The sequence below is a fragment of the Niveispirillum sp. KHB5.9 genome (assembly GCF_048066115.1).
Taxonomy (GTDB): Bacteria; Pseudomonadota; Alphaproteobacteria; order Azospirillales; family Azospirillaceae; genus Niveispirillum.
Window position 1 is genome coordinate 608,176 of record NZ_JBLTYX010000001.1, and the last position, 22,520, is coordinate 630,695.

Below are 22,520 nucleotides of genomic sequence, written 5' to 3' on the forward strand. Positions count from 1 at the left end.
CCCTTCTACTGACAAAAGGGGCCGACCGGTGCCAAGGTATCGGTCGGCCCCTTTTGTCATTCGGGGGCAACAGTTTCGGGGATCGGGCTTGGCGCAGAATCTGGCATTGACCTGGCAATTGACGGAAATCCATGGCTGGGGGCTGGTGGGTGTCCACACGGCCCTGTGCCTGGTGGATCGCCACCAGCCGCCCCTGCTGCTGGAAAAGCCGGCCTTCATCACCATGCGCCCGTCCACCCGGGAAAAGCTGGAAGGGTTGATGCCGGGCTATGAGCAGATCAGCGCGCTTTCGGCCAAGCATGGCGGGAAGAAGCTGATGCTGCATGACTGCACGATGCTGCACGCCCTGGGCAACGGCTTCATCCCCGGCGCGTCATCGGACCTGTATCAGGGTGAGAACGGTAATATCGGCGTCATCGCGTTCGAGGATACGATGCTGGACCGGGCCACCCTGGACCGGGCCCGCAAGTATGACCGCATCATCGTCCATTCCAATTACAACCGCGACCTGCTGCTGGCCCGCGGCCTGCCTAATGTGCGGGTGACGTTCCAGGGGGTGGACCCGACGGAAATGCCGCTGCTGCCCAGGACCGGGCTATTCGGCGACCGGTTCGTGGTGTTTTCCGGCGGCAAGATCGAATATCGCAAGGCCCAGGACGTGGTGCTGGCAGCCTTCCGCATCTTCCGGGAACGCCATCCCGATGCGCTGCTGGTCACCGCCTGGCACAATGCCTGGCCGCACACATCGGCCGATATCGCGGAATCGCCACTGACGCCCAAGGCGCCAACCATCGATACCGCCACGCACAAGCTGTGCATCACGGAATGGGCCACCGACCACGGCGTCCCGGCCGACGGTTTCGTCGATCTGGGCTTCCTGACCCGCGCGCAGATTGCCCCCATCCTGGCCGAATGCCATGCCGCTCTGTTCCCCAACCGGTGCGAGGGGGCGACCAACCTGGTGGCGATGGAGGCCATGGCCTGCGGCATCCCCACGATCCTGTCCGACAATACCGGCCATCGTGACCTGATCCGCGAGGGCAATTGCCTGGCCCTGAAGCAGCAGACCCAGGTGCCGGACAAGCGCGGCAACCGCCAGGGCTGGTGCGACAGTTCGGTCGACGAGGCGGTGGCGCATCTGGAAACGCTCTATGTCGACCGGAAGGCGGCGCAGGCCATCGCCGATCGTGGCAAGATCTTCATCCGCACCCAACGCACATGGCGCGATTTCGCCGAAAGCTTTATTGAAGCCTCGGCATGAACAGGCAGGGATGAGGCCATGACCGGCTTGACCATCATCACCGGCGGCGCCGGCTTCATCGGCTCCAACATCGCGGCAACCCTGGCCGAACGGGGCGAAGAGGTCGTGGTCTGCGACCATCTGGGCAGCGGTGACAAGTGGCGCAACCTGGCCAAGCACCTGATCAGCGGCTTCGTGGCACCGGCGGACCTGCCCGCCTGGCTGGCGACGCATGCCGGGTCGGTGAAGGCGGTCGTCCATATGGGCGCCATCTCTTCCACCACGGAAAGTGATGCCGACCTGATCGTCGATACCAATATCAAATTCTCCACCCTGATCTGGGACTGGTGTGCGGCCCATGACGTGCCGCTGGTCTATGCCTCGTCGGCCGCCACCTATGGCAATGGCGCCCATGGGTTCGGCGACGATAATGACCCGGCGGCCCTGGCCGCCCTGCGTCCCCTGAACGCCTATGGCTGGTCCAAGCTGGCCTTCGACCGGTTCGTGGTGGATCAGGTGCGCCGCGGCCGCCGCCATCCACCGCAATGGGCGGGCCTGAAATTCTTCAACGTCTATGGCCCCAACGAGTATCACAAGGGTGAGATGATGAGCGTGGTGGCCAAGAACCACGCCATCGCCGCAGCGGGTGGGAGTGTCCGCCTGTTCAAGTCGCACCGCCCCGATTATGCCGATGGCGGGCAGTTGCGCGACTTCGTCTATGTCCGCGACTGCGTCGATGTCATCGCCTGGCTGCTGGACAACCGAGAGGTCAACGGCATCTTCAATGTCGGCTCCGGCGAAGCAAGGTCCTTCGCCGACCTGATGACCGCCCTCTACCACGCCGTGGGACAGCCACCCGCCATCGACTATATCGACATGCCCCACCATCTGCGCGCCAAATACCAGTATTTCACGCAAAGCGAGATGGGCCGGTTGCGGAATGCCGGCTACGGGGCACCGATGACCACGCTGGAGGATGGGGTGACCCATTATGTCCGGCATTTCCTGTCGCAGCCCGATCCCTACCGGTGAGTGCCATGGACGCCTATACCCAGTCCGTCGCCCATCACCGCGCCGGACGCTTCGACGACGCCATCGCCGCCGCCCGTCAGGCATTGGTGGAGGCGCCCGACGACCCCCTGGTCCATAACCTGCTGGGCGTGTGCCTGACCTCCGTCCCGTCGGCAACAGAGGGTATCCAGCTGCTGCGCCGGGCCGTGGCGCGCTGGCCGGGCCATGAGCATCTGGTCACCAATCTGGCCATCGCGCTGCAGAACGCGGGGGAGCAGAAGGAGGCCTGGCGCTATCTGCGACACCTTCTGGTGCTGAACCCGGCATCCGCCACCGCCATCGACCGGCTGGCCATGCTGTCCATGACCTGGCGGGGCGATCGTAACGGGGCCGCCCGCCTTGCCGACCGCGCCGCCCGCCTGTCACCCCAGGATGAAGGCATCCGTATCAACCAGTCGCTGGCCTGGGCACCGCACGACCTGGACCGCACCATTCTGGCGCTCGACGCCGCCATCACCATCAACCCGCGGAATACCTATGCCTATGTGCAAAAGGCGGGTGCCCTGATGCGCCGGGGACAGCTGCAGCCGGCACTGCATCCTCTGCGCCGGGCCCTGAAGCTGGACCCCAACCACGACGACGCCATCAAGCATGCCTTGCGCTGCCAGCATTACCATGCGGCCAGCCAGTCCGCAGCCACGCAGGAGCCGGGTCCCGGCACCGGTATCCTGCTGCGCGGCCCCTTCTCCACGGCCAGCGGCTATGCCCATATGGGCCGCCGCTATATCCAGACCCTGCGCAAGCAGCAGATGCCGTTGCAGGCCATCGGCGTGTTCGGGCATGAGACCTGGGCGGACGAGCCGCTGGACAAGCCCGTGGGGGCCAAGGCCGCCATCAACATCATGGTGCCGCTGGCGGTTGAACCCATTCCGGGCCTGACAACCATCCTCTATTCCATGTTCGAAGGCCCGCGCATTTCCAGGACCTGGGCGCAGCAGAGCCTGGCCGCCGACATGGTGATCGTGCCCACGCAAAGCTCCCGCCTCGCCTGGGCATCGGCAGGCTATCCCGACGACCGTATCCGTGTCTGTCCCCTGGGCGTGGATGCCGAACCCTCGGCCGCCGATGCGCCGCCCCTGACCCTGGTCGATGCCAGCGGAAGGCGTGTCGACAGCTACCGCCACCGTTTCCTCAACGTCTCCGACGCCATTCCCCGCAAGAACCTGGACGGGGTGCTGCGCGTCTGGCTGCGCGCCACCAACCGCAACGACGATGCCGTCCTGATCCTGAAGCCCGGCAAGGGCGGGAACGAGGCGGCGCGTCGTCACCTGCAATCGGTGGTGCGCCAGACCCAGGACCATGTCGGCCGTTCCTTCGCCGATGCCGCCCCCATCGTGCTGGTCGATCAACCGTTGAGCGAGGCGGAGATGACCGGCCTGTTCCGTACCGCCAATTACTATTTCAGCCTGTCGCATGGTGAGGGCTGGGACCTGCCGCTGTCCAAGGCCGGGGCCATGGGCATGGGGCTGATAGCACCGGCCCACAGTTCCTACATGGATTATCTGGATGATCGTTTCGCCCGCATGATCCCCTGCACCATCGGCCCCGCCCACCTGCCCTATAGCCGCGACCCATGGGAACCGTTCTTCGGCCTGGACTGGTGGGAACCGGACGAAGAGGTGGCGGCCGGCATCGTCGCCGACATCATCGCCGGCCGTGACAAGGGAATGCCCGATGCCAGCGGCCACCTGCTGGGCAATTTCACCTGGGACCAGGCGACGCACAAGCTGCGCCGCATCCTGGCCGATGCCGGCCTGCTGCGTGATGGGGGGACGATTTGACCAACCTGTTCGAAACGGCGCTGGACCATCACCGCCAGGGCCATCTGCACGAGGCGGAACGGCTGTACCGGGAAATCCTGGTCGATAATCCCGACCATCCCTATGCCAACAACAATTACGCCATCCTGCTGCGCGCCCAGAGGCGACGGGAGGAGGCGGTGGCCTGTTACAACCGCGCCGTCCGGGCCAATCCCGAAGACCCGCATGTCCTGAACAACCTGACCTGCGTCCTGTCCGACATGGGCCGGGATGCGCAGGCGGCGAAAGTGGCCATGATGGCCGTCGCGCTGAAGCCCGACTATGCCGAGGCGTGGTTCAACCTGGGCAATATCCTGCGCAACCTGGGCGGTGCCGACCAGGCCCGCCAGGCCTATCGCCGCGCCGTGCGCATCCGCCCGGATATGGCGGAGGCTTGGTCCAACCTGGGCGACATGTACAAGTCGGCATCGGAACTGACCCAGGCCCTGGACTGCTACCGCACGGCGCTGAAGCTGCAGCCGGGCCTGCCGCAGCCTTATGTGAACCTGGGCGAGGTGCTGAAGGAACAGGGCCGTGTCACCGACGCCGTTACCCTGCTGCAGCACGCGCTGGAACAGCATCCGGCCCTGTCACTGCTGCACTCCAACCTGCTGTTCGCCCTGCATTACACGCCGCATGTGCCGCCGGAGGTGATTTTCCGCGCCCACAAGCATTGGGGCGAACGCCATGCCGCCCCGCTGGCACCCAACCCGCCCTTTGCCTTCACCAATGACCGCAGCCCCGGCCGGCGCCTGCGCGTCGGTTACGTCTCCCCGGATTTCTGCGGCCATGCCGTTTCCAGCTTCCTGGAACCGCTGCTGCGCGGCCACGACCGGTCACAGGTGGAGATTTTCTGCTATCCCATCTCCAGACGCAGCGACGCGGTCACCGACCGGTTCAAATCCATCACAGGTCACTGGTTCCCCCTGACCGACCTGACGGATGAGGAGGCGGTGGAGCGTATCCGCGCCGACGGTATCGATATCCTGGTCGATGTGGCGGGCCATACTTGCGACTGCCGGCCGCTGATCTTCGCGCGCCGTGCTGCCCCGGTGCAGGTCTCCTGGCTGGGCTATCCCGACGGCACCGGCATGGCGGCGATGGATTATCGGCTGACGGATGAGGTGGCGGACCCGTCCGGCCTGACCGACCGCTGGCATCTTGAGAAGCTGGTGCGGCTGGAGGATGGGTTCCTGTGCTTCCGTCCACCGCGCGACAGCGCCCCCTGCCCCGACCTGCCGGCCCGGCGCAACGGCTTCGTCACCTTCGGGTCGTTCAACAACAATTCCAAGATCACGCCGGAGGTGGTGGCGCTGTGGTCGGCCCTGTTGGACCGGGTGCCCAAATCGCGGCTGATGCTGAAAAGCCGGTCCTTCGCCGATCCCGCCACCCTGGCCCGCTATCGCGGCCTGTTCCGGGAAAGGCAGATCGCCGACGCCCGTGTCGATATGCTGCCACAAACGCCGGACCAGGGCGACCATCTGCGCGCCTATGACCGGCTGGACATCGCGCTGGACCCGTTCCCCTATAACGGCACCACGACCAGCTGCGAGGCGCTGTGGATGGGCGTGCCCGTGGTGACGCAACTGGGCAGCCACCATGTCGCCCGCGTCACCGGCAGCATCCTGCACCGGCTTGGCCTGGATGAGCTGGTGGGGGCGGATGGCGACGCCTATCTGGACATCGCCGCCGGCCTGGCCGGTGACCTGGACCGGCTGGAGGAACTGCGCCGGGGCTTGCGCGCCCGCATGCAGGCAAGCCCGCTGTGTGATTCCTACCGGTTCGCGGGACAGGTGGAAGCGGCGTTCCGGCAGATGTGGCGGGACTGGGTGTAGAGGGCTGTTCCTAGCCTATTGAAATTACGTGTCCTCCCTCTCAGCGAGAAACTTTCGCGGAAGTTTGGGCTGCGAGGGTTTTTCACAATATCTACCGTCACCCCGGCCTCCGCCGGGGTGACGGTAGAGAGGGCGGCAACAAAGGTGCCCATGCGTGTCGCAAAGAGGTTACGAGCCGGCACTCTCTGCCCCCTCTCCTCCAAACAAAAAATACGGGAGCGGCCGTAGGACCGCTCCCGCAGAGGAGGGAAGAGAAAAACCCGATCAGGAACCGAAGCTGTACCGCATGGACGCGCCGAACACGCGGCCATTGGCGAAATGCTGGCGCTCCACACCCGTGGCATAGCCGGGTTCGCCGACATAGCGGTTGGGGGCGGCATTGGTCAGGTTCGAGGCGTTGAAGGCGACGGACAGGTCTTCGGCCACATTGAAACTGACCGAGGCGTCCAGCAGGCCGTAACCCTTGATATAGCGCCCGTCGATCGGGTTGGCCGATACGCCGAACAGGATCTGGTCCGACCGGTAGGTATAGACCAGGCGGGCCTGCATGAAGTCATCCTCATACATGCCGGTCAGCGAGTAATTGTACTTGGAGCTGAAGGGCTGGCGCGTATTGGTGCGCACGCCGTTCAGGATCAGCGGATTCTTCGTCTCCACATAGGTGAAGGAGGCGGACGCCCCGAACCCGTGCAGGAACTCCGGCACGAAATCATAATCGAAGAAGGTCTGGCCGGCGATTTCCACGCCCTTGGCGCTGCCCTTTTCGGCATTGACCGTGCGGGTGATGCGATACTGGCCGGTGGGGCAGTTGTTGGAGGTCACGCCATTATAGGCGGGTGCGGTGGAGACGGTGATGCATTCCTCCACCCCGCTGAAGAAGCCCTTGATCTTCTTGTAGAAGGGGTTGATCGCGACATAGTTGGCGCGGCCGAAATAATGTTCCAGCGAGATGTCGAAACTGTCGGCCGTCTGCGGCTTCAGGTTGGCATTGCCCTGGCTGCCGATGCCGGTATTCAGGTCGGCGACGATGGTCGGGTTCAGCGCCCCCACATCCGGCCGGGTCAGGCCCTTGCCATAGCCGGCGCGGACCAGCGTGTCGTCCGTCAGATGCCCCGTGACGTTGAAGGCCGGCAGCACGTTGGTGTAATCCGTCCGCCGCTCGTTGGCGATGATGGTGGTGGCACCACCACCGGCCGGCACATTGGTGACCATGGCGCGCACGAACAGGTCGGTGCGCACCACGCGGACGCCGACATTGCCTTCGATCCGGTCATCCAGGAAGGCGAAGTCGCCCTGGACATAGCCGCCCGTCGTCTCTTCCTTGAAATAGCGCCGCTGGAGCAGGTTTTCCGCCAGCGCATCCTCCGGCAGGATGCCGGCCTGGGTGAAGCGGGAACGGACATTGTCGCCCAGCAGCTCATCCGGCGTGAACACCACGAAGCCGCCGCGATAGCCGCCCTTGCCGTCCAGGAAGCTGGTCGGGGCCTTTTCCACCATGTCCTGCTGCGACGCCACGGTGATGGCATTGCTTTGCGTGGCGGTCAGGGCCAGGCCGTTGGTGGTCAGCGGCCGGTTGGCGAAGCTGTAATTGCGGTATCGGTCGGTCTGGTAGGCATAGCGCAGACCGCCCTTCAGGGCCTTCAGCGGGCTATCCTCGAACGTGTATTTGCCATCCACCTGGGCGGCCAGACCATCATCGTCCCAGACCTGGTTGGTGCCGTTGGTATAGCTGTTATAGACCCAGTTGGCGGGATCGCCCAGGTCGGGGCCGGCCAGTTCGATCGTGTGCGGCGTGGCCGTCAGATCGCGGGTGATGTCCCAGGCCAGACCGGCGCGCGGCACCAGCTGGAGCGAGCGGTTATCCTGATACTGGTCGGCCTTCACATAGGACAGGTCGGCGCTCAGTTCGAACGCGTCCGTCGGGGTCCATTTCGCACTGCCGGCGATGACGCCCGTCTCATACTTCCGATGTTCGTCACCACCGGTGGAGACCAGGCCGGACTGCAGGAAGGTGCCCGATGCCAGGCGCGTGCCGGCCAGCAGCTCGTTCGCCCCGCCATTGGAATTGCGGTTGGCGAACGCCTCATCCACCGTGAAGGGCGTGGTGGTCAGGTTGCGGACATAGCGGCTGTCGCTGGTCGCCAGGAACCGGTATTCCTGATGATAGAGGTAGGAGTTGTAGAGGCCGGTGGCCGTGAACTCGAATTCCTCGTTCGGCTGCCACTGTACCGACGCGTTGGCCCCCTTGCGGGTGCGGGTATATTGCTCGAGATTGACCGGCGTCGTCTGGGTCAGGGCGGAGATCAGCGTCTGGCGCTGCGCCTCCGGCAGGGCCAGCGGGTTGGGCACATCGGCCAGATAGACCACGTCGGACCGGCCGGCATAGGCCGGGTTCAGGCCGAGGGCCGTATATTCGGCACTGTCGGCGCGCACCGCACGGCGCAGCGACGTGCCGCCATTGCCGGGATTGTTGTCGCCGCGATTGACGCTGCGCTGGTAATTGGCGGCCAACAGGACGCCCAAGCGCCCGCCATTCTCCAGGTCGATCTGCTTGGCCACCAGGCCGAACAGTTCCGGCTGCGCCTTCTTGGCGAAATCGTTGTAACGGCCGGCGACGGATGCCGCCATCACCAGATCATCCTTGAAGTCCAAGGGCTTGCGGGTCTTGATATTGACCAGGCCGCCGATGGCGCCCTCGATATGTTCGGCCGACGGGTTCTTATAGACGTCCAGGCCAGCGACGATGCCGGGGATGGCGCTTTCAATGTTGAACTCGCGGCTGCCGGCGGTGAAATAGGCGCGGCCGTCGGCGCGGGCCGCCGTCTGGTTCGACAGGCCACGGATGGTCAGGCCGCTACCCGCACCCACGGGCGACGCCGCCTCACCACCGAAGCGATAGGCCTGGACACCGGGAATACGGGTCAGGGTTTCGGCCACATTGGGATCGGGCAGCTTGCCGATATCGTCGGCGGTGATGCTGTCTACCACCTCGCCCATGTTCCTCTTGATCATGGCCGCGTTCGCCAGGCTGGCGCGCAGGCCGGTCACCACGATCTCCTCCAGCTCCACCGCCGGCTGGGTATCGTTCACACCGGCGCTCTGCGCCCAGGCGGGCAAGGTCAGGGCCGCCATGGCCGACCCGATCAGCAGGCGCGACAGCATTGTCTTTGAAATCGCACTCATAAGGACCTCCCTTTTGATTCAGGTGGTCGAAGGCGGATTTTCATGGGTCATTACCATACACCCGTAACCGGATGTTGGACCCATTCCTCCCCACGACCTTTTTGTGTTCGTTGAAAACTGGTATAGCGATATCTGGTATCGTTAGCAATCATCATTTATCAGACCACGGCGATTTTCATATGATGAAACGACTGTGTGTGCGGGAGGCCTTGAAATATGGCGGAATTCCTATAATTTTCGCACACTCATCGGTCTCACCGTAATCTGATAACGATGTTACCGGATCACCAAATCCTCGACCTTCATCCCGACATCAATGTCGGATGGTTTCAGCTTGCGGTCGCCCAGGGTGACATTCTCGATCCGCACATTGCGGACCCCGCCGCCATCGGCATGGCCGGCGATCACCGGGCGGTTGGTGCCGGTGCCCAGAAAGCGGACATTGCGCAGGGTGACATTCTCGATGCCGCCACCCGGCTCGTGGCTGTATTTGTCGTTGAACACGACGCGGAAATTGAAGGGCATCCCCTCTTCGATCCGCTCCACCCTGATATCCTCGAACAGCACGTCGCGGACCTTGTTGCCGTCGCCATTGGTAATGGCGATCGCTCCCTGATATTCCGGGTCATCCTCGTCATGTTCCAGGATGTCGATATTGCGGAAGGTCAGGTTGGAGATGGTCTCCCCCGCCCCCTTGGTGCCGTGCAGACCGATATTGATCGGATGCGCGATGTCAGCCCACAGGATGGCGTTGGTGACCAGATAGTTGGCCGCGTCGCCCTTATGCTCCCACCGCCCGCCATAGATGGCGATGTTGTCGTCGGAATTGCGCATGAAGATGTCATCGATGCGCACGTCCGAACAACTCATGAAATCCAGGCCGTCGGTCCAGCTTCCCATGCTGAATGCCTTGAAATCCCGGATGGTGACGCCCGTCGACTGTCCGCAGAACACCGAGTAGTGACCGGGATTGACCATCACCGGCCCGTCGATCTCCACATTCCGGGCGCGGATCAGGGCGATGCCCTCATCCTTGGCCTTGGTGATCAGGCCGTTGCCGATGATGCGCACATTCTGCACGTCACGCAGGTCGATCCCGCCTTCCAGGATGGCGCCAGGGGCCAAGCAGATTGTGGTGTCGGACGCGAAACGGAACCGGTCCGCACCGTCGGGCGGCAGATGGATGCCGGGGCCGAACATGACCGCCCCTTCCGGCGGGGTCGGCCGCACCTTGCCCGCGAACAGATGCAGGTTGGACAGCCGGTCGCCATCGAATTCCACGGAGATCTTGCGCGGATCGGACAGGGTGAAGAAGGCAGTATCGCCCTCCAGCTTCGCCTTCACCCCCGCCGATGCCGGGCGCACCTGCACGCGGCGGACATCGCCATTATTCTTGCGCACCGACACTTCCACGGGCCCGTCCATATCGAACAGCACCATGGACGCATCACGCTTCTGGTCATTATCGACCCGCACCCGATATTCATACAGGTCGCGCCATTGCCCGCCGGGCTGGCGCACGCGGACAGTGAAGTCGTCATTGGCGCTGGACCAGAAGGCTTTGCCAGCGGGCACTGGGTGGATCACCGGTTCTCCAGCCAAAGCTGTCAATGGCAGGACCAGGCACAGGGCGGTCAGGCAGGCTTTCATGATCCGGTCTCCGTCACGGGGCCCGTCGATTCCCGTTCGCGCAGGGTGAAGGGCACGACATGGTGGCGCACGGGCGGACTGCCGCCGCTGCGCCGGTCGCGGATGAATTCGCTGAGGATTTCCACGGCGGTGGACGCCATCTCGGCGATGGGCTGATGCACCGTGGTCAGTTGCGGCCAGAGCAGCGACGCGATGGGCGTATCGTCGAACCCGGCGATGGACAGGTCCGCCGGCACGCGCAGGCCCAGGCCGAAGGCGATGGCGGCGATGGCGGCGGCCATATCGTCATTGCTGGCGAACACCGCACTGGGCCGCGATGCCGGTGCCGACAGCAGCACCCGCCCCGCCTCCAGCCCCGACCGATAGCTGAAATCGCCCTGCACCACCCGGTCGGGCCGCACCGGATGTCCCGCCTGGGCCATGGCAGCCCGGAACCCTTCCTCCCGCCGCAAGGCCGGGGAATGGCGGGCATCGCCGCGCACAAAGGCGATATCGCGATGGCCCAGCGACAGAAGGTGCCGCGTCATGGTCCGCGCCCCTTCGAAATCATCGATCAGCACGGCGGATGAATGGGACCTTGGGTCGGCGGTGGCGAAACTCAAGGCCGGAATATCCGCCTGCCACAGCAGGTCCAATGCCTCCAGCGAATCACAGAGCGGCGGCGGCAGCGTCACCCCATCCACCCCCATCGACACCAGCTTGCGCACGGCATCCACGGGCGTGGGATGGGCGGCCACCGGCTCCACCAGCAACTGGCAGCCATCGCGCCCGCCCTGATGGAAGGCGCCCATCAGGAATTCACCCAGGTTGGAGGATCGCGGATTGTTGAACAGCACGCCGATGCGCAAGCCGCCCGACCGCGCTACCCTTGCCGCGACGTTGGGTACATAATTCAGCGCACGGATCGCGGCCTCCACCTTCAGGCGCAGCGGTTCGCGCACCCTGGTACCGTTTACCACCCGCGACACGGTCATCGGCGACACGCCGGCATGTTCGGCCACGTCATGCACCGTCACGGCCGCCTTCCGGCGCGGCGACGGTTCCGTGACGGCACGGGAAGCGCCCTTGTCCTTGGTCGTCACCCTTCCCCCTTGATCTTTCTTGGGAAGCGGCCTGCCCGGCCGCACCGAATTCGTATGTTCACGATAACAGCCGGCATCGGCATGAAATTGCCGTGGGTTCAGGCTTGAACGCGATCTGATTATCAGATAACGATACCCAACAACAAGCTGCAAATACCCGGCCCGATCGTACGAGGCCGGTGATTGGGGAGGATGCAATGCCCACTGGTGCTCCCGGAGCCCGGCGGAATTACGTGCTGTTGAGCGCGTTCCTGTTCCTGTTCTTCTTCGCCCAGGCTGTCGCCATGTCCTTCCTTTCCATCTGGCTGAAGGGTCCGATGGGCCTGACGGGGGTGGAGGCGGGCACCGTCTTTTCCGCCAATTTCATCGCCGCCATGCTGTGCCAGCCGCTTTACGGCTATGTGCTGGACCGGGTGGGGCTGAAGCCGCGCGTGCCTTTGTTCATCGCCGGCATGGTGGTGATGTGCGGATTGTTCTTCCCCTTCGTCTATGCGCCGCTGCTGCATGCCGATGTCGTGGTCGGGGCCGCCGTCGGCGGGCTCTATCTGGGCCTGACCTTCGTGGCCGGCTCCTTCGCCCTGGAAAGCTTTGTCGACCGGGTCGGCCGGCGTTACGGGTTCGAATATAGCCGCGCCCGGCTGTGGGGTTCGCTGGGTTATGCCAGCGCCGCCGTGTTTTCCGGCCGGCTCTACAATATCGATCCCGGCATCAATTTCTGGCTGGCCTCGGTGGCGGGATTGCTGCTGATCCCCATCATCCTGGCAGCAAAGATCGAACCCGATGCCGCCGAACAGGCCCGCGCCCAGGCGCTGACGCCGAAGGAATCGCTGTCCGTCCTGGGGCAGCGGAAATTCTGGGGCTTCATGGTGCTGATCCTGGGCGTGACCAACCTGTATCTGGTCTATGATCAGCAGTTCCCGGTCTATTTCGCCTCCATGTTCGCCACGCCGGCGGAAGGGAACGTGATGTTCGGCTACCTCAACTCCGCGCAGATTTTCGTGGAGGCGGGGATGCTGCTGGTCGCACCCTTCATCGTGATGCGGACGGGTGCGAAGAACGGCTTGCTGATCGCCGCCGCCATCATGATCGTACGCATCGGCGGGTCCGCCCTGGTCGACACGCCCTTGGGCATCTCCTCGATGAAGATGCTGCATTCGATCGAACTGCCGATCCTGGCCGTCTCCATCTTCCGCTACATCGCCTATCATTTCGACAGCCGCTTCGCCGCCACGGTCTATCTGGTGGGGGTCAGCTTCGGCCATTCGCTGGGCTTGGCCATCCTGTCGCCCATCGTCGGCAAGGGCTACGATTTGTTCGGGTTCAAGACCACCTACATGTTCATCGCGCTGGGCGCGTTGGCCTTCTGGATCGCGTCCTGCTTCGCGCTGTCCACCACCCCGCGCACCGACGCACGCGGCCGGCCGCTGGACGAGGGGGAACAGGCCCCCGCCGCCCGGCCCGCCGCCGCCAACTGAGCCGACACCATGACCACCATCAATCACGAGCCCATCCGCGACCGGGCAAGGCTGGCCACCACGGCCCTGCCGACCGCCGCCGATCTGGATCTGGCCATCGCCAATGTCCTGGCCCGCATCGACCGCACCCTGCCGGACTTCACCGACCAGTTCCCGGCCCCCTCCAGCGAAGGGCTGGTCTATCCAGCCATCGGCAATATCGAATGGACCAACGGTTTCTGGACCGGCATGCTGTGGCTGGCCTATGAGCTGACGGGGGAGGCCCGCTATCGCGCAGCCGCCGAAACCCAGGTCCGTTCCTTCCTGGACCGGGCGGAGCAGCGGATCAATGTCGCCCACCATGATCTGGGCTTCCTCTACACCCCCTCGGCCTGTGCCGCCCTCCGCCTGACCGGTGATGCCGACGCCCGTCGTGCCGGCCTGCTGGCCGCCGACCTGCTGCTGGAACGGTTCGACCCGGTATCGGGCGTCATCCAGGCCTGGGGCGACCTGAACGACCCGGCGGAGGCCGGGCGGATGATCATCGACTGCAACCTGAACCTGCCGCTGCTCTATTGGGCGACGGCACAGACCGGTGATGCCAAGTACCGCGACGCCGCCGAACACCACCTGACCCAGGCGGCCCGGTATCTGGTGCGCGCGGATGCCTCCACCTTCCACACCTTCCACATGGACACGGCCACCGGTGCGCCCCTGCGCGGCACCACCCATCAGGGTCATGGGGATGACAGCTGCTGGGCCCGTGGCCAGGCCTGGGGCATCTATGGCTTCGCGCTGGGCTATGCCCATTCGGGGCGCGAGGCGCTGGTCGGCCTGTCGGCGTCGCTGGCCAATTACTTCCTGAACCGGCTGCCCGACGATCTTGTCTGCCGCTGGGACCTGATCTTCACCGATGGCGACGCCCCGGCCGACACGTCCGCCGCCGCCATTGCCGCCTGCGGTCTGCTGGAACTGGTACGGCACCTGCCGGCCAGCGATCCGGATCGCGATCTCTACACAAACGCCGCCTGGGGCATGGTGCGTCGGCTGGATGCCGACCATCTGGCCCCGCTTCACGGATCGAACGGCGTGCTTGCCCATGGGGTCTATCACATGCCCAAACGCATCGGCGTGAACGAGTGCTGCATCTGGGGTGATTATTTCCATCTGGAGGCGCTGGTGCGTCTGCGCCGTGTCTGGAGGCCCTACTGGTGAACAACCCCACACGTCGCGGTGTCCTGGCCGGCGCGGTAGCGCTGCCCATTGTCGCCACCGGCCCGACCCTAGCCCAGCCGGCCACCCACGCGGTCACCTCCCCCGACGGCAAGCTGCGCCTGACCCTGGACCCGTCCGGTCCCCGCTGGTCGGCCACCTACCGGGGCAAGGTTATCCTGGCCCCCTCCCCGCTCGCCCTGCGTCTGGCCGACGGCCAGCTGCTGGGCCCGGATGCAGCCTTCATTACCGCCAGCACCCGCACCATCACCGGCACCTGGGCCCCGCCCTATGGTATCCGCAGCGAATGCACGGAAGCCTGCGGCGAACTGATGATGGAGTTGCGCGACAATGCCCGCAATATCCGCTTCGCCCTCGTCGCCCGCGCCTATGATGCCGGCATCGCCATCCGCTTCCGCCTGCTCGACGCACCGGGCAACAGCCTGGCCCTGTCGGGTGAGGCGACCGAATTCCGCCTGCCCACCGATGCCGTGCTGTATGTCAGCCGGGATGAGGGCGAGTATCAGCGCACGGTGCAGAACCTGATCACGCCCGTGCCCCATCCCGACCTGACGGAAAGCTGCGATCAGGAGGTGCTGGCCGACACGCCGATTACCGCACAGCTGGCCGACGGCACCTGCCTGCTGATCAGTGAATCCGACCGGCTGCATTACCCGCGCACCATGCTGCGCAGTGGCAATGCCGGGATCGTTACGCATCTGATGCGTTTTCCCGGCCGCGCCACCGGATATTCCGGACCCGGAACAACCCCGCCGGAGGATAGTTTCACCCTGCCCGTGCCGTTCGACACGCCCTGGCGTGTCATCATGGCCGGTCCCGATGCGAAGGGCCTGATCGAACGCCAGGACCTGATCGCCACCCTGGCCACGCCCAATATCCTGGGCGATGTCAGCTGGATCAAGCCGGGCCGCGCCGTGCGCATCCGCGAATACACCACCCAGGCCGGCCTGGATACAGTGGATTTCGCAGCAAGGCGCAAGCTGGATTTCGTGGAATGGGACGCGCACTGGTACGGCGACGGCACCGACCCCAGCGACGCGACATATTCCATCCCCGCCATCGATATCCGCCGCGTCATCGACTATGCCCGGTCCAAGGGCCTGGGCATGATCCTCTATGTCGACCGGGTGCCGGCCATGCGGCAGTTGGACGCGATCGTGAAGACCTATCAATCCTGGGGCGTGGCCGGCATCAAGTTCGGCTTCATCTGGGAAGGACGGCAGTCGGATGTGGATTTCATCCATAATCTGGTGAAGGTCTGCGGCGAGCATAAGCTGCTGGTCAATCTGCACGACAATCTGCGCCCGGCCGGGCTGGAACGTACCCTGCCCAACTATGTGGCGCTGGAGGGGGTGCGCGGGAATGAGCAGTTCCCGACATCGGAACATAATTGCACCCTGCCCTTCACCCGGGCGCTTTCCGGCCCCATCGATTACACGATCTGTTTCGCCAACCCGAAGAACCAGACGACCAACGCCCACCAGCTGGCTTTGGCCGCCATCTACTACAATCCGCAGACCTTCCTTTACTGGTACGACAAGCCTGACAAATATGCCGGGCGCGACTGGCCGGAACTGGCCTTCTTCGACGAATGCCCCACCACCTGGACCGATGTCCGCGCCCTGTCGGGCACCATCGGCGAACATGCAGTGGTGGCACGCCGGGCCAGGAATGGGCGCTGGTTCCTGGGCGCCATCACCAACGGCATGGGCCGTACCCTGACCATCGATCTTGGCTTCCTGGGCGATGGTAAATGGCAGGTGCGCCGCTTCGCCGATGGCGCGCCGGCGGCCCCCGTCAACCGCACCAGGGTCACCGTCACCACGGAGATTGTGAAGGCGGGCGCCCGGCTGGAAATGGTGCTGTCGCCCCATGGCGGGCAGGCCATGATCTTCGAAAGGACTTGAGGATGCTGGCGGCGATCGAGGCGGGCGGGACGAAATTCGTCTGCGGCATCGGTGATGCCACCGGCTCCCGCCTGACCAGGACCATCCCGACGCGCGACCCCGACAGCACCCTGGCCGATGTCGCGCGGTTCCTGGCCGAAGCGGCGGCCGAACACGGTGCCTTCACCGCCATCGGCATCGGCAGTTTCGGCCCGCTGGACCTGGACCGGACGTCGCCGACCTATGGCAGCATCGCCGCCACGCCCAAGCCGGGCTGGGCCGGCACCGACATGCCGGGTTTCCTGAAAGCCCGCTTCGGCGTGCCGGTGGCCATCGATACCGACGTCAATGTGGCGGCTCTGGCGGAGGCCAGACTGTCAGGCGTGCGGCGTCTGGCCTATGTCACGGTCGGCACCGGTATCGGCGTGGGCTTCGCCCGCAATGGCGAGACGGAGACCGGTTTTGGCCATGCGGAGGCCGGGCATATCCCCGTCCGGCGCCATGCCGACCATGGCATATTCGCCGGCACCTGCCCGTTCCATGGCGACTGCCTGGAGGGGATGGCCAGCGGTCCCGCCATCAAGGCGGCCTGGGGCCACAGCCTGGAGGGGCTGCCGCCCGATCACCCGGCCTGGGACGTAACTGCAACCTATCTGGGACAGCTCTGCCGCACCCTGATCCTGACTACCATGCCCGAACGCATCGTTTTGGGCGGCGGGGTGATGGCGCAGGAACGGCTACTGCCCCTGGTGCGGGAGGCCACGGAAAAGCAGTTGAATGGCTATTGCGGTCCCTGGACGCACGAGGCCTTCACCACCCGTATCCATCTGCCGCAAAGCCAGGAACCGCCGGGCCTGGTGGGCGCCTATCTGCTGGCCGCAACGGTCGCGGATCAATAAACCTTACAGGGAGTATGAACATGCCGATGAACGCGGGCCGCCGCGCCCTTTGTGCTGCTTTCATGACGGGGCTTCTGTCCTGGGCCAGCCCGGCCCAGGCGGCAGAAAACCGGCTTCGGGTGCATCCGTCGCCTAAGGAACTGCAATACACGCATCACAATGATGATTTCACCGTGCAGGTCCGCACGCCGGATGGCGCGTGGCAGGACCTTTACGAATGGAATGTGCGGGTGGATCTGGACCGGCCGCAGGACGCGTCCATGGTCTATTTCGATTTCACCGGCACGGTGGAACTGCGCGCGCAAAAGAATAACGGCCGGTTCCAGACCGTGACCGTCGGGCCGGAGACGGACGCGCCCGTGCCCAGTGTTCAGGATGGCAAGGTGCATTTAATGCTGGATCGGCCGCGCAACCTGGCCCTGTTCTTCGACGATGACCGGCTGCACAATCTGCATATCTTTGCCGGCGACCCCGTCGCGGCACCTGAGGGCAGCAATGTCCGTCGCTTCGGCCCCGGCCTGCACCGCCTGCCGGAGGGGGAGGATGCATTCCGCCTGCGCTCCGGCGAAACCGCCTATCTGGAGGGTGGCGCCGTCCTGATGGGCAGCTTCCGGGTGGAGGATGCGTCCGATGTCCGCATCCTGGGCCATGGCCTGATCCTGGCCCCGCCGGGCAAGAACGGGGCACAATTCCAGGTCCTGCGCTCCCGCGACGTCACCGTGGACGGCCCGATCATCACCCAGGCGGATTCCGGCGTGGGCCGCATCGCCATGTCGCGGGATGTGCGTGTCAGCGACGTGAAGGGCATTTCCGGCGGTAAATGGACCGACGGCATCAATGTCTACAGCTCGGAGAAGGTGGCGCTGGACCGCCTGTTCCTGCGCACATCCGACGATTGCCTGACCATCTATACCAGCCGGAACGAGATCGTCGGCGATGCGCGCGACATCACCATCCGCAATTCCACCCTCTGGTCCGACATCGCGCATGCCATGTTCATCGGCATCCATGGCAATACGCCCAAGCCGGAAGTGATCGAACGGGTACGGTTCGAGAATATCGACGTCATCTCCATCGATGAGGATGACCCGGAATATGAGGGCGTCATGGCCATCACCGCCGGCGATTCCAACCTGGTCCGCGATGTGGAGTTCAACAATATCCGCGTCGACCGGATCGAGGAAGGCAAGCTGTTCAACTTCCATGTCGGCTACAACACCAAATACAATACCAGCCCCGGGCGCGGGATCGAGAATATCCGGCTGCGCGACATCCGCTATTCCGGCGTCGGCTTGCCCAGCGCATCGCTGATCGCGGGATATGACGAAAAGCGCGGGGTGCGCGGGGTCAGCATCGAAAATCTGGTGATCGGCGGACGCCGCATCACGGGGTTGGCCGATGCCAACCTGGAGATCGGTTCTTTCACGCAAGGGATCACAATTCGCTGAACCAGCGGCAGGGCCGGTGGAAATCCGGCCGGCATTGCCGCTATATCATTGCCTAAACACGAAAGCCGGAGAGGAAACCACATGCGCCCCCACGCCCTGATCGCCGCCGCCCTCTCCATGTTACCGCTATCAGTTGCCTTGGCGGAGCTGCCGGCGATCTCTCCGGACAAGGCGATGCCGGCCGGCATCTGGCATCCCGACCAGGGCGACGGCACCTATATCAACCCCGTGCTGAACGGCGATTATTCCGATCCAGATGTGGTCCGGGTGGGGGATGATTATTATCTGACGGCCTCCAGCTTCACCAATGTGCCGGGCCTGCCGATCCTGCATTCCAGGGATCTGGTGAACTGGACCCTGATCGGCCACGCCCTGCCCCGCCAGATACCCGACGCCCATCATGCCACCCCGCGCCGCGGCGGCGGCGTCTGGGCGCCCGCCATCCGCCACCATGCGGGCAAGTTCCATATCTACTATCCCGAGCCGGATTTCGGCATCTTCCTGGTCACCGCCACCGACCCGAAAGGCCCTTGGAGCGCGCCCGTCCTGGTGGACGCCACCAAGGGCGCCATCGACCCCGCCCCGTTCTGGGATGAGGATGGCACTGCCTGGCTGGTCCATGCCTACGCCGCGTCCCGCGCCGGACAGGAGAAGAAGAACCGCATCGTGCTGAAGCGCCTGTCGCCGGACGGCACGCGTACGCTGGATGAGGGAGTGCTGGTCGTGGATGGCAACGCCCTGCCGCCCGTCGCCACCTCCCAGGGCCCCAAGCCCTGGTTCACGACGGAGGGGCCGAAGCTCTACAAGCGCGGCGCTTACTATTACATCTTCGCCCCTTCCGGCTCGGTCAAGGGCGGCTGGCAGGGCGTGTTCCGGTCCAAATCCATCACCGGCCCCTATGAGGCGCGGTCGGTGATGGACCAGGGCGACACACCATGGAACGGCCCGCACCAGGGCGCTTGGGTCACCACGCCGAAGGGCCAGGACTGGTTCCTGCATTTCCAGGATGCCGACAGCTATGGCCGCCGCGTGCTGCTGCAGCCCATGCGCTGGGGCAGCGACGGCTGGCCCATCATCGGGGAGCGGCAGAAGAACAAGCCCTATGGCCAGCCCGTCACCCGCCACGCCAAGCCCGACCTGCCGCCCCAGCCCGCCGCGGTGCCATTGGTCAATGATGATTTCGCCGATGGTTATCACCTGGGCTGGCAATGGAGCGCCAATCCGGCGGCGGATTGGGTGGACCGGTCGGTGAAGGGCAAGCTGCGCCTGAAATCCGCCTCGTCATCGGCGAACCTGTGGGAGGCGGGCAACCTGCTGACCCAGAAACTGCCCGGCATGCGCTTTGCCGCTACCACCAGCCTGACCCTGTCGCCGGCGCAGTTGGGCGAGCGCGCCGGCCTGCTGGTCCTGGGCTATGATTATGCCTGGATCGGGCTGGAGAATACCGCCGATGGCGTGCGGCTGGTGCAGGTGACGCGGCTGAAGGCCGACCATGGCGGGCGCGAGGGCAAGTTCCAGGCCAGCAGCGAAACCGTGCTGACCGCCCCCGTTGCCGTCACCGGCCCCATCCATGTCCGCGCCCGGTTCGAGCCGGTGACGGTGGCCGAACCCGAACCCAACTTCCCCCATTCCTGGCCCTCCATGCGCCGCTCCACCCATGCCAGGGTGCAGTTCAGCTACAGCCTGGACGGGGGGACGTTCACCAATATCGGGAAGGAATTCCAGACACTGCCGGGGCGCTGGGTCGGGACGCAGGTGGGGCTGTTCGCGCAGGCACCGAGCGGAACGCCGGCGTTCGCCGCAACGCGGGTGGGGTTTGCGGAGTTCGGGGCGTTCACGGTGGGGGAATAATAATCCCAACCATTCCTGGCTCCCGCGCGTTCAGAAGGTTAGCATGACTTTGTGGGATGCGCCGGCCGCCGGTCGCATCCGGGGGGATCCTCGCTGCCCTTGTCCGGCGTCAACCTTCGAACGTCGGAGACGGCATGGTCCGCATTCATCTGGGCTGTCAGCTCATTTATGATTTCCCGCAAGCCACCGCCATGATCGTCATGCTGAACGTGCATTATTCGCGCGTGGCGCAGCTGGAGCGGCCGGACCACCTGATCACCAGTCCGGCCGTGCCCATCGAAAGCTACCGCGACAGTTTCGGCAACTGGTGCTGCCGGCTGGTGGCGCCGGCCGGCCGCCTGACCCTGGGCACCGACAGCATCATCCGCGACGAAGGCCTGACCGACCCGTCGGCACCCGACGCGGTGCAGCATGCGGTACAGGACCTGCCGGCGGAAACCTTGCTGTACCTGCTGCCCAGCCGCTATTGCGAGACCGACAATTTGTCGGCGGAAGCCTGGCGCCTGTTCGGGCAGGCCCCCACCGGATGGGGACGGGTGCAAGCCATCTGCGACTTCGTGCACGGTCACATAAAGTTCGGGTACGAGCATTCCAGGCCCACCCGTACTGCTGCCGAGGCCTATGCGGAGCGGCGGGGGGTGTGCCGCGACTATGCCCATCTGGCCGTCGCCTTCTGCCGCGCCCTGAACATTCCCGCCCGCTACTGCACCGGCTATATCAGCGATATCGGCCAGCCCCCGCCCTATGCGGAGATGGATTTCGCCGCCTGGATGGAGGTCTATCTGGGTGGCCGCTGGCATGTGTTCGACCCGCGCAACAACCAGCCCCGCATCGGCCGCATCCTGATCGCCACCGGCCGCGACGCCGCCGACGTGCCGCTGACCCATACGTTCGGGCCGAACACTCTCGCCGGGTTCCGGGTATGGACGGCGCCGGTGGACGGGTGACGGACGCCGGCGGCACCTCTCGCCTGGGGGTTCAACGGCGCGCACTTGCCCGTGCGGGGATGGGTCAGCCTTTCCCGGCGCATCACCAGCTGCGCCATTGACGTATATACGTCAATGGCGTATATCCTCTTCATGGCCGACGCACTCCATACTGTCGTTGAGACGCCGCAGTTTCTTCGGGATGCTGCGGCCACCGGCATGTCGGAGGCGGAGCGAAAGAGCATCGTCGATCTTGTTGCGGCATCTCCGCGACAGGGTGTCGAGATCCAGGGATCGGGTGGGGTCCGGAAGATTCGGATCGCTGGTCGAGGCAAGGGCAAGAGCGGTGGTTACCGGGTGATCGCCGCCTATTTTGGTGTCGATGTACCGGTCTATCTCCTGGCGCTTTTGGCAAAAGGGGATAGAGCCAATTTCTCCGATGCTGAAATCGCCGGGTTCAAGGCCCTGACAACGCTTATCGCCAGACATTGGCGGGACAGGAACAGGAAATGAGCAGCAGCGCTGACCGTATCTTCCAGGGACTCCGGGAGGCTCTTGACCATGCCAAGGGAGAGGATGTCCCTGGTCTGGTGGTGCATGTGCCCACAATTGTGGACGTTGCCTCCGTGCGCCGGCGGACAGGTTTGTCCCAGGACGCATTCTCCCGCCGCATCGGGGTGTCGCCGGCGACGTTGCGGAATTGGGAACAAGGTCGTCGTTCACCGGAAGGCCCGGCGCGCGTCCTTCTGGCCTTGCTTGACCGCAATCCGCGGATCGTGGAGGAAACGCTGACCTGAGCTGCAATGTGGAGAATGGGGACTGCCCGGCATGAGGAAGTCATCCCAACGATAAATTCGTTCTTTACCGATGGGATGGGCGCAAAGGCGACCGCCACCAGAACCGTCTGCTGACTTTTCCATAAAGAATGTGTTATGCTACCTGCATCAACATCACATTCACGTC

At 64.6% G+C, this 22,520-nt stretch carries 16 protein-coding genes; 13 read left to right on the plus strand and 3 right to left on the minus strand.

Translation table 11 applies throughout. The annotated features are described in order from the left end of the window. Positions 1-88 precede the first annotated feature (88 nt). From ACM9HJ_RS02425 to ACM9HJ_RS02440, 4 genes are read left to right on the plus strand one after another with little or no spacing between them, the layout of a single operon-like run. Positions 89-1,261: a glycosyltransferase family 4 protein gene (locus ACM9HJ_RS02425; protein WP_416570082.1), complete on the plus strand. Its 1,173-nt coding sequence runs from the start codon at positions 89-91 to the stop codon at positions 1,259-1,261. Positions 1,262-1,288: 27 nt separating this feature from the next. Continuing rightward, positions 1,289-2,272 (plus strand): ADP-glyceromanno-heptose 6-epimerase, encoded by a 984-nt coding sequence (gene rfaD, locus ACM9HJ_RS02430; protein ID WP_416570536.1) that lies wholly within the window; start codon positions 1,289-1,291, stop codon positions 2,270-2,272. Between the two features lie 5 nt (positions 2,273-2,277). Beyond that, the gene (locus ACM9HJ_RS02435) at positions 2,278-4,092 is read left to right on the plus strand and encodes a tetratricopeptide repeat protein (protein WP_416570083.1); all 1,815 of its coding nucleotides are present in this window, start codon (positions 2,278-2,280) and stop codon (positions 4,090-4,092) included. Beyond that, positions 4,089-5,945: a tetratricopeptide repeat protein gene (locus ACM9HJ_RS02440; protein WP_416570084.1), complete on the plus strand. Its 1,857-nt coding sequence runs from the start codon at positions 4,089-4,091 to the stop codon at positions 5,943-5,945. The genes ACM9HJ_RS02435 and ACM9HJ_RS02440 overlap by 4 nt, the downstream gene beginning before the upstream one ends. Before the next feature lie 264 nt (positions 5,946-6,209). Here ACM9HJ_RS02440 and ACM9HJ_RS02445 read toward each other — a convergent pair whose 3' ends face one another. From ACM9HJ_RS02445 to ACM9HJ_RS02455, 3 genes are all read right to left on the minus strand, one after another. Next, on the minus strand, positions 6,210-9,128 hold the full coding sequence (locus ACM9HJ_RS02445; RefSeq protein ID WP_416570085.1) for a TonB-dependent receptor: 2,919 nt from the start codon (positions 9,126-9,128) through the stop codon (positions 6,210-6,212). A gap of 276 nt (positions 9,129-9,404) precedes the next feature. Then, complete coding sequence (locus ACM9HJ_RS02450) at positions 9,405-10,778, minus strand: glycosyl hydrolase family 28 protein (RefSeq protein WP_416570086.1); 1,374 nt, start codon at positions 10,776-10,778, stop codon at positions 9,405-9,407. Further along, a complete protein-coding gene (locus ACM9HJ_RS02455) occupies positions 10,775-11,860 on the minus strand; it encodes a LacI family DNA-binding transcriptional regulator (RefSeq protein WP_416570087.1) in 1,086 nt (361 codons plus the stop codon). Before ACM9HJ_RS02455 ends, ACM9HJ_RS02450 begins: the two co-directional genes overlap by 4 nt. A 197-nt stretch (positions 11,861-12,057) precedes the next feature. On the opposite strand from ACM9HJ_RS02455, the gene ACM9HJ_RS02460 reads away from it, so the two are divergent. The 9 genes from ACM9HJ_RS02460 (at position 12,058) to ACM9HJ_RS02500 (ending at position 22,354) form a co-directional block, all read left to right on the plus strand. Next, positions 12,058-13,335, plus strand: coding sequence for an oligosaccharide MFS transporter (locus tag ACM9HJ_RS02460; protein ID WP_416570088.1), 1,278 nt, complete (start codon positions 12,058-12,060; stop codon positions 13,333-13,335). Between the two features lie 9 nt (positions 13,336-13,344). Beyond that, positions 13,345-14,529: a glycoside hydrolase family 88 protein gene (locus tag ACM9HJ_RS02465; protein WP_416570089.1), complete on the plus strand. Its 1,185-nt coding sequence runs from the start codon at positions 13,345-13,347 to the stop codon at positions 14,527-14,529. Next, positions 14,526-16,454 carry a glycoside hydrolase family 97 catalytic domain-containing protein gene (locus tag ACM9HJ_RS02470; RefSeq protein WP_416570090.1) on the plus strand — a complete coding sequence of 643 codons (1,929 nt, stop codon included), beginning with the start codon at positions 14,526-14,528 and terminating at the stop codon, positions 16,452-16,454. Before ACM9HJ_RS02465 ends, ACM9HJ_RS02470 begins: the two co-directional genes overlap by 4 nt. 2 nt (positions 16,455-16,456) lie before the next feature. Next, positions 16,457-17,332, plus strand: coding sequence for an ROK family protein (locus ACM9HJ_RS02475; protein ID WP_416570091.1), 876 nt, complete (start codon positions 16,457-16,459; stop codon positions 17,330-17,332). 20 nt (positions 17,333-17,352) lie between these two features. Then, the gene (locus ACM9HJ_RS02480) at positions 17,353-18,780 is read left to right on the plus strand and encodes a glycosyl hydrolase family 28 protein (RefSeq protein ID WP_416570092.1); all 1,428 of its coding nucleotides are present in this window, start codon (positions 17,353-17,355) and stop codon (positions 18,778-18,780) included. Positions 18,781-18,861: 81 nt separating this feature from the next. Continuing rightward, positions 18,862-20,631, plus strand: a complete 1,770-nt coding sequence (locus tag ACM9HJ_RS02485; protein ID WP_416570093.1) for a glycoside hydrolase 43 family protein — start codon at positions 18,862-18,864, stop codon at positions 20,629-20,631. A 134-nt stretch (positions 20,632-20,765) separates the two neighbouring features. Further along, positions 20,766-21,578, plus strand: a complete 813-nt coding sequence (locus tag ACM9HJ_RS02490) for a transglutaminase-like domain-containing protein (protein WP_416570094.1) — start codon at positions 20,766-20,768, stop codon at positions 21,576-21,578. Between the two features lie 132 nt (positions 21,579-21,710). Beyond that, positions 21,711-22,070, plus strand: a complete 360-nt coding sequence (locus ACM9HJ_RS02495) for a type II toxin-antitoxin system RelE/ParE family toxin (RefSeq protein ID WP_416570095.1) — start codon at positions 21,711-21,713, stop codon at positions 22,068-22,070. After that, positions 22,067-22,354 carry a helix-turn-helix domain-containing protein gene (locus ACM9HJ_RS02500; protein ID WP_416570096.1) on the plus strand — a complete coding sequence of 96 codons (288 nt, stop codon included), beginning with the start codon at positions 22,067-22,069 and terminating at the stop codon, positions 22,352-22,354. Before ACM9HJ_RS02495 ends, ACM9HJ_RS02500 begins: the two co-directional genes overlap by 4 nt. Positions 22,355-22,520: the final 166 nt, after the last annotated feature.

Excerpts from the sequence above, each read along its gene's own strand:
- ACM9HJ_RS02435 (WP_416570083.1), top strand. The coding sequence starts at position 2,278 with ATGGACGCCTATACCCAGTCCGTCGCCCATCACCGCGCCGGACGCTTC.
- ACM9HJ_RS02445 (WP_416570085.1), bottom strand. The coding sequence starts at position 9,128 with ATGAGTGCGATTTCAAAGACAATGCTGTCGCGCCTGCTGATCGGGTCG.
- ACM9HJ_RS02450 (WP_416570086.1), bottom strand. The coding sequence starts at position 10,778 with ATGAAAGCCTGCCTGACCGCCCTGTGCCTGGTCCTGCCATTGACAGCT.
- ACM9HJ_RS02460 (WP_416570088.1), top strand. The coding sequence starts at position 12,058 with ATGCCCACTGGTGCTCCCGGAGCCCGGCGGAATTACGTGCTGTTGAGC.
- ACM9HJ_RS02465 (WP_416570089.1), top strand. The coding sequence starts at position 13,345 with ATGACCACCATCAATCACGAGCCCATCCGCGACCGGGCAAGGCTGGCC.
- ACM9HJ_RS02475 (WP_416570091.1), top strand. The coding sequence starts at position 16,457 with ATGCTGGCGGCGATCGAGGCGGGCGGGACGAAATTCGTCTGCGGCATC.
- ACM9HJ_RS02480 (WP_416570092.1), top strand. The coding sequence starts at position 17,353 with ATGCCGATGAACGCGGGCCGCCGCGCCCTTTGTGCTGCTTTCATGACG.
- ACM9HJ_RS02485 (WP_416570093.1), top strand. The coding sequence starts at position 18,862 with ATGCGCCCCCACGCCCTGATCGCCGCCGCCCTCTCCATGTTACCGCTA.
- ACM9HJ_RS02490 (WP_416570094.1), top strand. The coding sequence starts at position 20,766 with ATGGTCCGCATTCATCTGGGCTGTCAGCTCATTTATGATTTCCCGCAA.
- ACM9HJ_RS02495 (WP_416570095.1), top strand. The coding sequence starts at position 21,711 with ATGGCCGACGCACTCCATACTGTCGTTGAGACGCCGCAGTTTCTTCGG.
- ACM9HJ_RS02500 (WP_416570096.1), top strand. The coding sequence starts at position 22,067 with ATGAGCAGCAGCGCTGACCGTATCTTCCAGGGACTCCGGGAGGCTCTT.